14 protein-coding genes are annotated in these 16,238 nt (G+C 39.6%); all 14 read left to right on the top strand.

Annotated elements, in window-relative coordinates; translation table 11 throughout:
• Positions 1–323 precede the first annotated feature (323 nt).
• Positions 324–1,517, top strand: a complete 1,194-nt coding sequence (locus H6G14_RS01830; protein WP_190565437.1) for a histidine kinase — start codon at positions 324–326, stop codon at positions 1,515–1,517.
• A 352-nt stretch (positions 1,518–1,869) separates the two neighbouring features.
• The gene (locus H6G14_RS01825; protein WP_190565436.1) at positions 1,870–2,199 is read left to right on the top strand and encodes a TrkA C-terminal domain-containing protein; all 330 of its coding nucleotides are present in this window, start codon (positions 1,870–1,872) and stop codon (positions 2,197–2,199) included.
• Positions 2,200–2,204: 5 nt separating this feature from the next.
• A complete protein-coding gene (locus H6G14_RS01820) occupies positions 2,205–2,750 on the top strand; it encodes a hypothetical protein (RefSeq protein WP_190565435.1) in 546 nt (181 codons plus the stop codon).
• Between the two features lie 15 nt (positions 2,751–2,765).
• The gene (locus H6G14_RS01815) at positions 2,766–3,140 is read left to right on the top strand and encodes a hypothetical protein (RefSeq protein WP_190565434.1); all 375 of its coding nucleotides are present in this window, start codon (positions 2,766–2,768) and stop codon (positions 3,138–3,140) included.
• A gap of 59 nt (positions 3,141–3,199) precedes the next feature.
• A complete protein-coding gene (locus H6G14_RS01810) occupies positions 3,200–3,742 on the top strand; it encodes a pentapeptide repeat-containing protein (RefSeq protein ID WP_190565433.1) in 543 nt (180 codons plus the stop codon).
• Positions 3,743–3,880: 138 nt separating this feature from the next.
• Positions 3,881–5,440, top strand: coding sequence for an ATP-binding response regulator (locus H6G14_RS01805; protein ID WP_190565432.1), 1,560 nt, complete (start codon positions 3,881–3,883; stop codon positions 5,438–5,440).
• 262 nt (positions 5,441–5,702) lie between these two features.
• Positions 5,703–6,824 (top strand): sensor protein KdpD, encoded by a 1,122-nt coding sequence (locus H6G14_RS01800; RefSeq protein WP_190565431.1) that lies wholly within the window; start codon positions 5,703–5,705, stop codon positions 6,822–6,824.
• Positions 6,825–7,078: 254 nt separating this feature from the next.
• Entirely contained in the window at positions 7,079–7,249 is a 171-nt protein-coding gene (locus tag H6G14_RS01795; protein WP_190565430.1) for a hypothetical protein, read from the top strand.
• A gap of 505 nt (positions 7,250–7,754) precedes the next feature.
• Positions 7,755–8,969: a glycosyltransferase gene (locus tag H6G14_RS01790; protein WP_190565429.1), complete on the top strand. Its 1,215-nt coding sequence runs from the start codon at positions 7,755–7,757 to the stop codon at positions 8,967–8,969.
• Positions 8,970–9,040: 71 nt separating this feature from the next.
• Positions 9,041–10,231, top strand: coding sequence for a glycosyltransferase family 4 protein (locus H6G14_RS01785; protein ID WP_190565459.1), 1,191 nt, complete (start codon positions 9,041–9,043; stop codon positions 10,229–10,231).
• A 194-nt stretch (positions 10,232–10,425) separates the two neighbouring features.
• Positions 10,426–12,609, top strand: a complete 2,184-nt coding sequence (locus H6G14_RS01780) for a GumC family protein (protein WP_190565428.1) — start codon at positions 10,426–10,428, stop codon at positions 12,607–12,609.
• Positions 12,610–12,611: 2 nt separating this feature from the next.
• A complete protein-coding gene (locus H6G14_RS01775) occupies positions 12,612–14,021 on the top strand; it encodes an O-antigen ligase family protein (protein WP_190565427.1) in 1,410 nt (469 codons plus the stop codon).
• A 68-nt stretch (positions 14,022–14,089) separates the two neighbouring features.
• A complete protein-coding gene (locus tag H6G14_RS01770; RefSeq protein WP_190565426.1) occupies positions 14,090–15,169 on the top strand; it encodes an acyltransferase family protein in 1,080 nt (359 codons plus the stop codon).
• Between the two features lie 66 nt (positions 15,170–15,235).
• Positions 15,236–16,201: a glycosyltransferase family 2 protein gene (locus H6G14_RS01765; RefSeq protein ID WP_190565425.1), complete on the top strand. Its 966-nt coding sequence runs from the start codon at positions 15,236–15,238 to the stop codon at positions 16,199–16,201.
• Positions 16,202–16,238 lie beyond the last annotated feature (37 nt).

Below are 16,238 nucleotides of genomic sequence, written 5' to 3'. Positions count from 1 at the left end.
CTACTTATCCTCTATACCACCTACTTAGACAGAACCTTGCCGTTAGATATGCCTGCCTTTATCCCTTGCTTAGTATTCTTGTACTATATTTAGATGCGTTTGCCCTGGGATTAGTACAGAGTTGAATCAGCATTCTGGTGGATTGTAATAAGTTTTTGCAGTGTAGTTACTCAGAGCGATCGCGGTTATTTTTTACTGGTCTTACTTAGAAAGCGATCGCCCCAAATTGGATACATTAAAAGTGCAAAAATTAAATATTCTTAAGGAAGTTTTAAACATTGAATAGGTGTAAGATTAATTTTATTGACGTTGATACTCCAATCATGTCTAACCCCTTCCCTATTTCAGCTAACAGTACCTATACTCGTCCTTCTCATTGTGGCAAACATAAAATCCTTCTTGGTATGGCTCCTGGCGTGGGCAAAACCTATAAAATGTTGGATGAAGCCCACCGACTCAAACACCAAGGTAAAGATGTAGTTATCGGCTACTTGGAAACTCACGGGCGCATAGATATAGCTGCCAAAGCTATTGGCTTGGAGGTAATTCCTCGCAAAATTGTACAACAGGGTGAATTAATACTCACTCAAATGGATACAGATGCTATCCTTGCGCGTCAACCTCAGCTAGTTCTGATTGATGAACTAGCGCACACCAGTATACCGAGGTCTGGGAGAGACAGGCACTACCAAGATGTGGAGGCAATACTGAAAGCAGGTATAGATGTCTACTCTACAGTTAACATTCAACACTTAGAGAAATTTAGCCATTTAGTTACCCAAATGACGGGAATTGTTGTGCAAGATAGCATCCCTGATTATTTATTAGAAGTGGCTAACGAAGTGGTGGTTGTGGATGTCACACCTGAAACCTTAGAAGAAAGATTATTGAATGGTAAGATTTATCCACTGGATAAAATTGAGCGATCGCAGCAAAATTTATTTCAGCATCATAATTTAGTATTACTACGAGAACTGGCACTACGAGAAGTAGCTGATAAAATTGAGCAAAAAGGAATCAAAGAAGCAGGTTACGCTTCACTTGCACAAGCTTGCTGTGTACATGAACGCATCCTAGTTTGTGTTTCTCCCCAGCCACACTCCCTGCAATTAATTCACAAAGGAGCCAAAATTGCCAGCTGTATGAAGGCTCCACTCTATGTTTTATTTGTCAGCGACCCCCAACGTTTCCTGACAAAAGAAGAAGAATTTCATATTCAAAGCTGTAAAAATCTTTGTCAAAAGTTAAACGGTGAGTTCTTACAAGAATCCAGTCATAACGTTGCCGAAAAAATTGCTCAGGTTGCAGATTTTCACCGAATTACACAAATAGTTTTAGGTCAATCTTGCCACAATCGCTGGCAGAAGATTTTTAGAGGATCTTTGATTAGCCAACTGATGCGTATATTCGCTCACCGACTACCCAATGCTGCAATCCACAACTCCAATAGTAAACAAGCGATTTGCGATCGGACATCGTTTTCCCAAATCGACTTTCATTTAATCTCATTTAAATAAAAATTAGTTTTTTCTAAAACCTTGTCTAATTTTAAATCGCGCTCAAACGTAATATTCCTATTCCCCCACTTCCAGTCCAAGTTACTATGCTTTGGCTGCAATTTGGTATGAGTAATATTTCTAAATGACGCATGGTGGCAAAATACAGTTTTGTTATTTTTACTTTTATATTCAAAATGTTTAGTAGTTGATATAACAAATTTATATTTCTAAATATAGATTGTTTAGATAGAAAATAAACATATGTTTATTTTTTATTTAGCGTTTAATTTTTTAAAAATATACCTAGTTACGCATATTTTTCTACATAAAATGATGCACAATAACACTATAGTTAAATAAAAAATGTTTTGTGTTTAACCATCAAAGTGTAGTTGAACCAAGCCTATTTGGTGTTTTAATCCAACCCAATAGTATTTACTGTGGTATTCCTTTAAACGAAATTCAGTTACCTGAAAAGTGTAGTTTTTTAGGGATATTAAGAAAAGAACAGGTCATTCCCGCACAAGAAAACCCTGAAATTTATTCTGGAGATTACATCTTGGCGATAGCAATACATCCCATGATGGTTCCAGCCCTAAAAGTCACTTTAAAAAAAATTCATTCTGTTTATTATTCACTTAATGCTTGCTTACTAGAAGCTCGACTAATACCTACTCAACCTTCTTTATTTCGGCGATAGCAAGTATGTTAAATAATTGTAGTTCTGCACATCTTTTAGATATGGATATTTACTTTTTGTCAGATAATGCACCAGATCCTGAGATGATTAAAGACTTAGGCGCTCCGATTACAACCCAAATTAAAGGTGACATCAGCGATATTCAGGCTCAAAATAATCTCATATCTTTTAATGAAACTCTTTTCATAGGTGGACAAAAAATTCAAGTCAAGCATACAATTTCTGCCGAATCAATTGTTATTGTCGAAGCTCCGTCTGTATTACAAGCAGATTGGTTATCAGCAGGAATTTCTACACTTTTAGTCACTCAAATGAAGGAACAACCTGGCCCTTGGGGTACTACTATCTTTAAATATTGTGGGCTACTACAGATTCATAAGATTGAAGTTGCTACCTCACCTTGGAAGAGCAAAAGTATTGGTGTAGGAAGCATCCCAATAGTACGAGAAGAGAAACAGCAGTTAGTTAATCCCTCTAATTCATTTTCAATGGCGAGTCTGTTTCAAAAGGTGGGATGGAAACCTATTAAACAGCATTTATCTCCTTGGTAAATAGAGAATTTCGATATGCAGTTTTCGGAAATACCACAATTTTATGTGTCCGCAGAAACAAGTGCAAATCAATCCACCTTGATGGCAACTCAACCAATAGCAGCAACACATAATGAGGCAAAAAACAAGGATGGAGATATACCTGTTGCTATAGTATTTTTAGCTCTTATTTGCTTTATGGCTATGGGAGCAATTTACTGGTTTATGATTTCCAGCCTTGTGAAGATTACAGAAAATAGAAATCGTCTATCAAACATTGTTCGTCTGAAGCAATATCCCTGTAAAACCTGTAAATTTTTTGATGACAATAATTATCTCAAGTGTGCAGTAAACCCCTCGGTTGTTTTTACCAAAGAAGCAATCAACTGCTCTGAATACCAGCCGCGATAGAATGTCTTACCTACAAAACTTTAGGAATATCTAAATTCGCAATCTAGAATTTAGTTCAGATGATGATTAATTTTTTACGTCTTCTTCCTGTAGCACTTGTCTTAACTCCCACTTTAGTTAACCAAGGCAATGATTTTCTGCGTCAAAATCCGATGAAACAGCTTCAAGAAACAGGGCGATGCTTTAGCTGTAACTTATCGGGAGTAAATTTGTCAGAAGCTAACTTACAAGGATTTGATTTACGCTCAACAAACCTTCAGGGAGCTAACCTGAAAAATGCTAATCTTCGGTATGCCAATTTACAGTGGGCAGACTTGCGAAATGTAAATTTACAAGGAGCTGATTTGACTGGAGCAAACTTGAGTTTTAGCTTGCTAGTTAATGCTAATTTACAAAGAGCAAATCTGGAAGCTTCTAACCTAAAAATGACAGACTTGAGAAATAGTAATCTCAGCCATGCAAATCTTATCAAAGCATCTATAAGCCAGAATCTTCAAAATAGCCGTTCTGTGAATCTGTGCAGAACAACATTACCGAGTGGCACGATGATGTCAGGAGGTTGCAACAATATGCCCCCTCAAAAAACTGGGCTATTAAAATAAACTCAGGTATTTTAATACCTAAATTTAACTTATATAGGAATCCACTTTAATTCCTGAAATTATTTGTGTAGGCAGCGAACAGAAAAGAAGGGATTTAGAGGGGTACGGATTTTTTTCAAAAATCAATAGGAGTCCTATATGTTAAATGTTTTGTTAATTGATGACAATATAAACGATCGCCTTTTGGCGATTTGCTCCCTGAAGAAAGAATTTGCTGATGTACAGATCGCAGAAATTAAAAATCCACAGGAATTAGCACAGGCACTAGAAAATGGTGTTTTTGATGTAGTAGTTACCGACTATCAAATAAGCTGGATTGATGGCATATCTATTCTGAGAACTATCAAGCAGCACTATCCTAATTGCCCAGTTGTGATGTTCACCAGTAGCGGTAGTCAGGTAATAGCAGTTGAGGCGATGAAGTCTGGGTTGGATGACTACGTACTCAAGTCACCCAAATCTTATTCTCGTTTAGCAAAAGCTGTACGGTTAGCGGTACAGCGAGCAGAGGCTCGCGCTAATGCCGAGGCAGCAAATCGATTAAAAGATGAGTTTTTAGTCACACTATCCCACGAATTGCGAACACCGCTCAATGCTATTCTGGGTTGGGCGCAAATCCTCCTCAACCAAACGCCAAATAGCAGCACAACAAAGCGTGCTTTGGAAACTATTGTTCGCAACGCCAAAACCCAAGCACGAATTGTCGAAGATATTTTAGATGTTTCTGGGATTATTACAGGTAAATTTTCTCTTCAGGTTGCCCCTGTTGATTTGGTGGCAATTGTTAACACAGTAATTACATCTGTAAATCCGGCGATCGCCACAAAAGCGATTCATTTACAAGCTAAGTTAGATCCCCTCGACGGACAAGTCTTAGGAGATGAAACACGATTACAACAAATTTTTGGGAATTTGTTGTTGAATGCAGTCAAGTTTACTCCTGAACACGGTTATATTTTGTTACAAGTCAAGCAAGTAAATACAGATGCGGTAATTACAGTTAAAGATACAGGAATTGGAATTAATGCCGAATTTCTGCCATTTATTTTTGACCGTTTTAGTCAGGCAGATAGTTCAACAACCCGGTCTTACGGAGGTTTAGGATTAGGATTAGCGATCGCTCGCCAGCTTACAGAACTACATGGAGGAACGATTGAGGCAACCAGTTTAGGCGAAGGGTATGGTGCTACCTTTACAGTTAAGTTACCATTAATGTCAAAACAATTCCTAGAAACTAATTACTTAACTGAAGCTACGTATATTGACTCAAATAACATTCAAGATGATTGTCAAGTACGGAATAATCAGCTGTGCCTTACAGATTTACGAATATTAGTAGTTGACGACGAAGTAGACTCTAGGGATTTACTGATTTCCATTTTGGAGCAGGAAGGCTCTGAGGTTATTACTGCCGCTTCAGTACAGGAAGCAATGGTAGCTGTTTGTAATTCTCAAGTTTACCTGTTTGTATTTGACATTGGTCTGCCTCAAGAAGATGGGTATACCCTATTGACTAGAGTGAGACAGTTGGAACAACAGCATAATAGAGAAATTCCAGCGATCGCCCTCACAGCTTATGCTGCCAAAGAATACCAGCAACAAGCTCTGGCGGTTGGTTTTCAAAAATACCTTGCTAAACCTGTAGAGCCTGATGAGCTAGTTGTTGCGATTTCTAGTTTACTTGAAATCAATGAATGACGATTTAAGGGTAAAAAAATGCTTTTCAGCTTCAGCCCGTGTTGTAAAATTGAGAAATCTGTAAATAGAATATTATTTTGTCTACCAACTCCATCAATAGCGTAATTAGCTCCTCAGCAGTTTAAAATAATTGCTGACCAATATACTTATAGGAGATTTTTTAGGTATTTTTGGCGAAACTAGAGTCACTTTCCTAAAAATGAACGAAATACTCTACTCTTTGTGCAATAAATCGTTAAAAACCTAGTTTAATCACCTATTCATGTCCAATAGCTCTACAATCTCTCCTGACAACTCTTACATTCGTCCTTACCGACGTGGAAAGCATAAAATATTCATCGGTATGGCTCCTGGTGTGGGCAAAACCTACAGGATGCTGGAAGAAGCACATCAGCTTAAACAAGATGGTATTGATGTTGTGATTGGCATCTTAGAAACTCATGGACGCAAAGAAACAGCCCAAAAATCTATAGGGTTAGAGGTAATTAAGAGAAAAGTCAGCATTAGAGAAAACGTTACTTTGGAGGAAATGGACACAGATGCGATTTTACAGCGTTCTCCTCAACTAGTGTTAATTGATGAACTAGCTCATACTAATGTTCCTGGCTCTCAACGAGAAAAACGTTATCAAGATGTGGAAGTTATTTTGGCCGCAGGAATTGATGTTTACTCCACCGTTAACATTCAACATCTAGAGAGTCTAAACGACTTAGTGGCAAGAATTACAGGTGTTGTGGTGAGAGAACGTATTCCCGACCGCCTGCTTGACGAAGCTGATGCTGTTGTAGTTATTGATGTTACTCCAGAAACTCTAGAAGAGCGATTGCGAGAAGGCAAAATTTACGCTTCTGAAAAAATTGAGCAATCCCTAAAAAACTTTTTTCAGCGTCGTAATCTGATTGCTTTACGAGAACTTGCTCTGCGAGAAGTCGCGGATACAGTAGAGGAAGAAGCAAACACTTCTAAATTAGAAGGGCAGAACTGTAATATTCACGAGCGAGTTTTAGTTTGTGTGTCTACCTATCCTAATTCAGTGCAGTTACTCCGTCGGGGAGCTAGGATTGCTAATTACATGAATGCGCGACTTTATACCATTTTTGTTGCTAACCCTGAACAATTCCTCACTAAAAAAGAAAGTTTACATATTGATACTTGTGAAAAATTATGTAAAGAATTTGGTGGTGAATTTTTGCATATTAAAAGTCACAATATTGCTCAAGAAATTGCTCAAGTTGCAACTAGGTATCACATCACTCAAATTGTTATTGGTGAAAGCCAACAGCCTCGATGGAAAAGATGGTTTAAAGGCTCTTTTACGCAGAGATTAGTAGACCTAATTCGACATCAAAACATTGATTTACACATCATCGCTACTGAGAAATAATTAAAAAATTATAAATATATTACGGAAAAGAAATATAACCAACAGAGCGTTCTGATTATTTTGTAACTGAAAGCTAAAATTTGGCGTTGTTGCGTGAATAGGCCAAATGGTAAATTTTACCTATCGCCTATATTCTCTTGCCGCCTAGCCCAACGATGAAAACGAAAGCCCAGTACAAAGTTCGGAATTGGAACGCTTATGATGCTTCCCTAAAGCAGCACGGAGCGAAGTAATCACATAATCCCGTGGTTAAAGTGATTGCTAACCTTCGGGAACACTTCGTGAACGTCGTTCCTCCTCGCAATGACAGGCTTCCAGAGCGATCGCACAACCTAAAGCTAGAGGACGAAACCAAGTTTCAGGTGGAATTTCACGACTTGTGTGTACACCGTATCCCCCGAAGGGGGAGGCTTCAAACCAAGTAGGAGTAGGGTATTTTCTGCCTTTTCCCTACTCCCTACTCCCTACTCCCTGTTTTGGGCGTTGTTGCGTGAATAAGCAAAATGGTAAGTTTTACCTATCAACCGCACTTCATTCTTTTACTAATCCCCAATCCCCCATCCCCCAATGAATCTATTCATACTGGCAGCACATTGAATTAAAAAAAAGCAACGTACAGGCAAATACAAAAGACAATAAGCCTGTTTCCGCACAAATACACAAATTAGATGAAGCTATGATGAAGTTGATTTAAATTAATTAAATTAAATTCTCTGTTGCGTAAGTGTTTTACAAGTGTATATACTCTCTGCAATGTAAAGTTTTTATAAAGAGTGGAATGATGCAGTGACTTTTAAACCTAGAGATACTACCATATACCTGTGTGTTCTTATGTAAAGTAGTTATAAATTTTACAACTATTTTGCAATATTTTCCCTATTGACTTAATTGCAAACTTGCGGGGTGATAATATCGCCTAGGGTGTGAGTAATGCGTAAACCAGTTCTAACCATCTTTTACCAGTTCAATCCCTGGCAAACTTCTATTGGAGGAATTCAGACATTAATCAACACATTTATCAAGTATGCTCCTAGTGATTTTGAGGTGCGGCTGGTGGGAACAGCTAGCGATTCTAGTCAGTCCCTTGGTAAATGGCAAGATGCAGAATTTGCAGGTAGAGAGGTTAGCTTTTTACCAATCCTCAAGTTAGAAGACGATAACGTTAGAGGTTTAATCCCAACTACAGTCAAATATACGGCCGCATTGTTAGGCCGTTCCCTGTCATCAGATTTTATGCACTTTCATCGGCTTGAGCCTAGCTTGGCAGCCATGAACTGGCAGGGAGAAAAAACGATATTTATTCACAACGATATTCACACACAGATGGCAACTGTGGCCGACCGCAAAGCCATACTGTGGCGCAGATTTCCCGCAGCTTACTTTGCTCTTGAGAGTCTATTAATCCGCCAGTTTAGTCAGATATTGTCTTGTAACAGTGATGCTGCACAGTTTTACCGCCAGCGTTATCCCCAATTACAAGACCGTGTGGCATTCGTAAAAAACTCCTTTGATAACGAGGTTTTCTATTCTGGGAGTCAGCCGCAAAGGGAAGCTAATCGGCGCGAATTAGCATTGCAGATGGGACTAGACCCAGCAACACGTTTTATTCTGTTTGCTGGAAGACTGCATCCCCAAAAAGATCCCTTGTTGTTAGTACGTGCTTTCGCCGCTTTAAATCAACCCCACACGCACCTATTAATAGCAGGCGATGGAGAATTAGCTACTCCAGTGCGTCAGGAAATTGAACAGTTAGGCTTATCCAGTCAGGTGACGATGCTGGGAGCATTGAAACAAAAAGAATTGGCTAGGTTACATCGTTTGAGTAGTGTTTTTGTTTTGAGCAGTGCTTATGAAGGTTTACCCTTAGTTGTCTTAGAAGCCTTGGCTAGTGGAACGCCGGTGGTAACAACTAAATGCGGTGAAACTCCTAAGTTACTTCATTGCGATAGTGGTATTGTCTGTGAGCAAAGGACACCGGATTCTATAGCCGATGCTTTACGGCGGATATTATTAAAGCCACAAGATTATCCCATTGAGGCTTGTGTCCGCACGGCACAACCTTATGCTGCGCGTACTGTTGTGAGAGATGTTTATGGCGATATGTTAAATCGTTGGGAATTAAAAGAATTCTCGGTAATTAGCTGACAAACAGACAGTTTTCCCAACTGTCTTTAATTTTAGTGTGTTCCCTCATCAAAGAATTCAACATCATGACTATGAAAATTGCTGTAATTGGTGCAAAAGGTCTTCCCCCTAAACAGGGTGGCATTGAGCATTACTGTGCAGAAGTATATCCTCGGATAGTTGCACAAGGTCATAGCGTGGATTTATTTGCTCGTTCTTCATATACAGATACTGCTTGGCTGGGAAATTATGATTTTCAAGGTGTGCGAGTCATTTCCTTACCTGGGATAGATGCCAGAGGAGCAGACGCATTCGTCACCTCTGCGTTAGGAGCGATCGCTGCAACCGCAGAAAGATATGATATTGTCCATTTCCATGCTCTTGGCCCCTCTCTGTTCACTTTCCTACCCAGAATTGCCAACTCAGCGAAAATTGTAGTTACTTGTCAAGGTTTAGATTGGCAACGCGCCAAATGGGGTAGCTTCTCGACTCGGCTAATTCAAGGGGGAGAACAGGCCGCAGTTCGTTTTGCTCACGGTATGATTGTTGTCTCTGATGCTCTTAAAACCTACTTTGCGGAAACCTATGGACGGGAAACAGTTTATATACCCAACGCTCCCGCAAGCTACGGTGAATCAGATCCCAATTTTACCTATGGTAAAAAACTGGGTCTAGAACCAGGGCGTTACATGATATTTGTCGGCAGAATCGTTCCCGAAAAGCGTCCTGATTTACTGATAGAAGCCTTTTCTAAATTACAAGCACCAGGATGGAAACTAGTATTAGCTGGAGGTGTCAGCGATACTCAATCTTATACCTCTCAATTATTAGAAAAGGTCGCTAATAATCCCAATATTATTTTTGCTGGTGAACTGCGCGGCCCTCGCTTATGGGAAATCGTTCGCGGTGCAGGAATGTTTGTTTTACCCTCCGATTTAGAGGGATTACCTCTAGCAATGCTGGAAGCTATGCAGGAAGGTATACCAGTGATAGCTAGTGATATTTTGCCTCACCAACAATTGATTAATGGAGGCATGGGAACCCTATTTATGGCTGGTAATACAGACTCTTTAGTGAGTTCTTTGGATTGGGCAATTCGTCATCCCCAACAAATAACAGTGATGGCTAAAAATGCCCAAAGAAATATTCAAGTAAATTATAGTTGGGAGCATATAACTGCGGAAAATCTCAAACTATATAAAACGCTGTTAAATTCAGATCAACCGGTAGGTGCATCGAAGTCTAGAGAAGTTAGTCTAGCCAGAGTTGGCAGTAAAGAATAATTGCACATAAGGTGAAAAGTAAAAAGTAAAAAGTAAAAAGATAATCCCCATAAAAAGAGGGGCTTGTGACCATTATTCTTTTTCCTTCTTTTGCCTTTTAGCTTTTAACTTTTGCCTTATTTGGTCATTTCTGGCTTCTTTATCACACAGGTGCAAGCCTTCTCGTAGAGTATTGTGAATTACAGGTATATGTAATGGGAAAAGGCATTTCAACCTTACTAGGAGTCTTGGGACGCAGAGGCTTTCCGGCTGTGACTGTGTTTGCAGCTGTCATCGGAGCGTCATTTGCTTACTTGGCTGTGACACCACGTTTGTATGAAACATCAGCACGATTGATGTTGGATGATAAAAAGGCGAGTGTGTCTGAATTAGGCCGTGACTTGACACAGATAACCCCTACAAGTGTTGGACGTAACCCCTTAGCAGATCAGGCAGAGTTACTGAAGTCACAAACAGTCTTGCAACTGGCTATTTCTAAACTCAATCCGCCGATAAAAGATAGTTCCACACAAAAACCACTAACACCTTCAGATATTCGGTCGAATTTGAAAGTGATTATAGTCCCAGCGACTAACATTTTAGATTTGAGGTATCAAAGTCCCAATCCAAATCAAGCAGCGCAGATTCTCAATGCTGTATCTCAGGCGATGGTGGAGGAAAATATCAAAACCATCAGTTCTGAAGCTACTAAGGTCAGGGAATTTTTAGCCCAAAAAGTACCCACAGCGCGTCAACGTCTATTACAAGCAGAACTCGCGGAAACCAAATACAGACAGCAAAGCGGCGTTGTCGCCACAGATGATCAGACCAGGAGTTTGGTAAATAGTTTAGCGGAACTGGAAAATCAAGAACGCATCTTGGCGGTGCAACTCCAAGAGACGCGATCGCGTGACGCATCTTTACGCCAAGTGACAGATGCGAAAAATATCAATACCGCTTATGCCTCTGTCAGAGAAGGGCAAGACGAACAACTCAAGGTATTGCGAACTAAGTTAACTGATATCGAAACCAAACTCATAGAAGCGCGTACCAAATATAAAGAAGCCCATCCCACAGTTTTGGATCTAGTCCAACAAAGGGATGAAATCCGGGCTTTGTATGGACAGCAAATGGCTAGGGTATCTTCTAGTAACCAAACAGCTAATTTCAACAATTTATCTAATGACCAGATTAGTCAAACCTTGATTTCTGACTTAATCACTAACGATATTACGCGTTTAGCCGTAGAAAATAAGCTGAATGCTATCCAGAAAATGAGAGCTAATATTCAAAGTCGTTTGGCACTCATCCCCATTCAACAGCAACCGTTAACCGTCCTCACTCGTCAACGGGAAGAAGCTGCCGAATCACTCAAGTTTCTCCAAAGCAAACTAGAAGAAGCACAGATTGCGGAGGCGCAGAAAGTTAGCAACATCCGCATTATTGAAACGGCGATCGCCCCAGAGTTACCCACATCCCCCAAACGTACAGTAGTAATTGTGATTGCTGGGTTCTTTGGCAGCATCTTAGCTGTAGGGTTGGTATTATTACTGGAACTCATGGATAACACTCTGCGCGATGCGACAGAAGCCGAAGAGTTACTGCAATTACCATTGTTGGGAGTTTTACCCCGTCTTCCGGCAACCAAACTGAGTCTGGAACCAGCCGAACAATTTCTTGATGACTTGGGTTTGGTGGAACCTTACCGGATGTTGCTGAAGAATCTAGAGTTTCGCAATGTTGACAATTTGCAGGTCATAGTTGTCAGCAGTCCCCTCTCTGGAGAAGGTAAGTCAGTTATCGTTTCCCATCTGGCTGCGGTCTCCGCCATGTTATCTCGGCGGACATTAATTATTGATGCTGATTTGCGTAAACCCTCACAACACACCTTATTTAACCTACCTCCTAGACCAGGAATTACAGATGTAATTGATGGGACTAGACCTTTACTCAGTGCGGTGCAGTCAACAACCATAGAAAATCTTTCGGTGTTGACTTGTGGTGAGTTGAGGGGAAGACCTTCCCAGATCCTAGAGTCAGCTGAGATGAAGTCTTTGGTGGCAGAAGCAGCCCAACGCTACGATTTAGTCATTATTGATACCCCACCCTTGAGCGCCTGCGCTGATGCTTCTACCTTGAGTCAGATGAGTGATGGAGTCATCCTCACCACACGCCCCGGTTTTACCCTGAAGGAGGTATTACAACGAGCGGTATCAGAACTCAACCAAAATCGCATCCCTGTTTTGGGGGTAGTGGTCAATGGTATGACAACTGGTACAGAAAAATACTACCGTTACCCATCGGAGGAATATCCCTCGATATTATCTAGACCTTTGCGACGTTTAACATCTCTGGGTAGTAGCGCCAGAAATTCATCCAACGATTCTAGGTCGAACTGAAGATGCGGAATTATCAGCGCTCAATTAACTTTTCTGCTCTAGCTATCTGGTTAGGAGTACTAACTATCGGTTTGATTGCCGGGTTTGCTGCTGGTGCTAGTCCAGTTTTACCTGGTTTAGCAGTAGTTTCATTAGTGGTACTGGGTTTCTTTTTTAGAAACCTAGAGCAAGCCGTATTGAGTGCTTTGATTATTCGCAGTGCTATAGATGGTATTGTTTCTCCGCCCTTACCCTCTGCCTTTGCGATCGCTATCGACATCCTCACCTTACTATATGTAGTCGTTCTGTTATTTCAAAGGCGCACTGTTCACACCGATTGGTTTTTGTGGTTCTTTGTTGCTTGGATAATTTTCCAAGCAATGTGGCTAGTGCTTTTACCTATAGGTGGACTAGGACTCGATGGCGCGGTTTTTGCTACTAGTTTGCGAGAATGGGTTCGCTTGTTCTCCTGGCTGATGCTTTATTTACTAGTCATGCAGCTACAGGAGAAGACTCACCCCCAAACGGTGATCAATCTCCTATTTTGGGCTTTAGTCATACCTTTGGCGATCGCATTTTTACAAATGTTCGTTCCTGGGCTTTTGCCATCCCAGTTTGCACCTTTGTCTGGGGGGGTTTTGTCTGAAGGTTCTCGCATTAGAGGTAGTATTGGGCATCCCAACAGTTTTGCTACCTTCTTATTATTATTTATTGGTCTGACTACCTGGAAGCTAACTATTACTAAAGTACGCTGGCCTTGGTTGCTGTTGCTGGGCTTATTGGCTTTCTTTTATGTCAGTACAAAAGCATTATTTAGCTTGATGATGTTGGCTGTATTCATGCTGGTGTTAATTGCTCCCAGATTAAGTTTATTGAAACTTATCGGTGCAGTGTTTTTCTTCGGCTTGGTGATATTTCTGTTTGGTAGTACAGAGTTTGGACAACAACGGCTGGGATCAATAGCACAAACACCTTTGCTCAACCCAGATATAGATATATGGCGAGCAATTCTCTTGTCTTATAGCGACAATAACAGCTTCAACTGGCGGATTGCTCAATGGCACGAATTACTCGAAGCCTGGAAACAGTACCCACTGTTCGGTTACGGGTTGGGCGTGACTACACATATTGCCAGTAACGGTTTATATGCCCATAACGATTACGTCCGGGCATTAACAGAAGGTGGAATTGTCGGTTTAGTCAGCTTTATAGCCTTCTTTGGTGTACAGATTGGGCGAATTGTGCAGTTAATGAGGCGATCGCTATTCAATAAAACACAGAATAGTCTTTGCTTGGTTTTATTAGCACTTATTTTAACAATGCCTGTAGGGATGATTACTGAAAATGTTTGGAGTCATACCATGTTGTTCTTTTATTGGTTTACTTTGCTGGCGGTAGCGGGTTGGGATTGGAACGCCAAGCCCACAACGTAATACAATTCAAAATTCAAAATAAACATTCTTAAATTCCATATTACACAGATTAATAATAAGGACACATCATGGCTGATAATTCTCAAACTAAGAAAAAACTTTATACTATCCAAGTATTGCGGGGTTTAGCAGCAGTGCTGGTAGTTCTCGCACATGGAGACTTGATTTTTAATCAAAACTTTGGTCAAGATTTTTGGTTTAAAATATTTAATTTTGGCGGCTCCGGTGTAGATTTTTTCTTTGTCTTGAGTGGATTTATTATTTTGTATGTCCACAAAAAAGATATTGCTAATAAAAGTAAAACATTTACATTTTTATTTAAAAGATTTCTGCGGATCTACCCCATATACTGGGTTTTTCTTAGCCTAAAACTGTTAGCTTCTTTTACATTGTCTTACAATCCCAGCAGCACTGAAATAAGCTTTCTTGAAACGCTGAAAGCCTTTACCTTGTTTCCCCAGCAGCAAGAAATTCTTTCGAGCAGTTTCTTGGGGGTAAGTTGGACTTTAAGCTATGAAATTTTATTCTATATAATTTTTGCTTTATTAATTGCTTTACCAACTAGAATTTCGTTCCCCATAGTTGGCGTTTGGCTATTGGGTGTATTAGGTAATTTTTGGGGATTGCTGAATTTACCACCGGATAGCGTATTTCTTAAGTTCATTTTTAGTCATTATAATCTGGAATTTGCTTTGGGTTGCTTGGCAGCATATTTATTTGCTAGATCCAAAATTAAATGGGGAATGGTTTTAATCTCTGTTGGCGCTTTTCTTTACACATTGTCGGCAATTAATTATTACCATCAAATTGTCAATCTGTCGCAAGTCATTACCTTTGGTATTCCTTCCATGTTGCTTGTACTAGGTTGTGTTTCTCTAGAGAACACAAAAAATATTCAGGTTCCTCCCTTGCTTGTATATTTAGGTGATGCTTCTTACTCTATTTACTTGGCACATGGATTTGCGATTAATAATATTAGCAAAATCATCCACAAGATTTATCCTAGTATGACCGAAAATATTTTTGTTTTAAATAGTATTGGTCTTGTAATTGCTGTAATGTCTATTGTGTTTGGCTGCATAGTTCATTCGTTCATTGAAAAACCATTGATCTTTGCTTTTCAACCCAGAAAAACAGCCAATGCTTAGATAGTTTAAAACATTAATTTCTAATCGAATTTTTACGGTTCTCCTTATTAAGAAAAAAGCCAATATATGCCAAAAATCTCTGTAGTAATTCCAGCTTATAATGCCATGCCTTATTTACCAGAGACACTTGAAAGTGTTTTAAGGCAAACCTATCACGATTTTGAAGTGGTAGTTGTTAATGATGGTAGTTCTGATAAAACTGAAGAATTTGTCTCTCAAATTTTAGATCCAAGATTAAAATTGATTTCTCAAGCAAATCAAGGATTAGCGGGAGCAAGAAATACTGGTATTCTTAATGCTTCAGGTGAATATATTGCATTTCTGGATGCTGATGATATTTGGGAGCCAACTAAACTCGAAAAACAAGCTAGTGTTTTGGATGAAAATCCAGAAGTTGGTTTGGTTTATACGTGGGTTGCTTATATTGATGAGCAGGGTAAATCAACGGGGAAAATATTTAAAAACCAGGTAGAAGGTTATGTATGGCCACAGTTGACTGAACATAATATTGTTGAGTGTGGTAGTGTGGCTATGGTACGTCGAGTCTGTTTTGAAAAAAGAGGTTTATTTGACCGCAATTTAGGCTCTTATGTAGAAGATTGGGATATGTGGCTACGCATTGCCACAAGCTATGATTTTAAAGTTGTCAAAGAAGCTTTAGTCTACTACAGACAACGGTCAAATAGTGCTTCTAAAAATTGGGAAGCAATGGCACAAAGTTTTGCTATAGTCATTGAAAAAGCTTTTGCGACTGCATCACAAGATTTACAGTTTTTAAAAAATAAAAGTTATGGTTTTACTTACCTTTGCCTAGCTTGGAAGCCACTACAAAGTTTTCAAAAAGATTATCAAAAATCTCGTGAGTTTTGTCAGCAAGCTTTGGTTTATTATCCCAGTTTACGCTTTTCCCAAGAATATATCCGCTTGAGTATAGCTATTAATCTCATGCGATGGTTTGGGGCTGACGGCTATAGTAAATTGCTGCCATTATTTCACACTATGCGGCGGGTCAAGTTAGCCTTACAAAAGTAATAAGATTAATCAAGACTAAAGCTAGTTATTATTGGTG

It is taken from the genome of Nostoc parmelioides FACHB-3921 (assembly GCF_014696625.1).
Lineage (GTDB): Bacteria > Cyanobacteriota > Cyanobacteriia > Cyanobacteriales > Nostocaceae > Trichormus > Trichormus parmelioides.
Note: the sequence above shows the minus strand (reverse complement) of the source record. Positions and strands in the feature narration are given on the sequence as shown.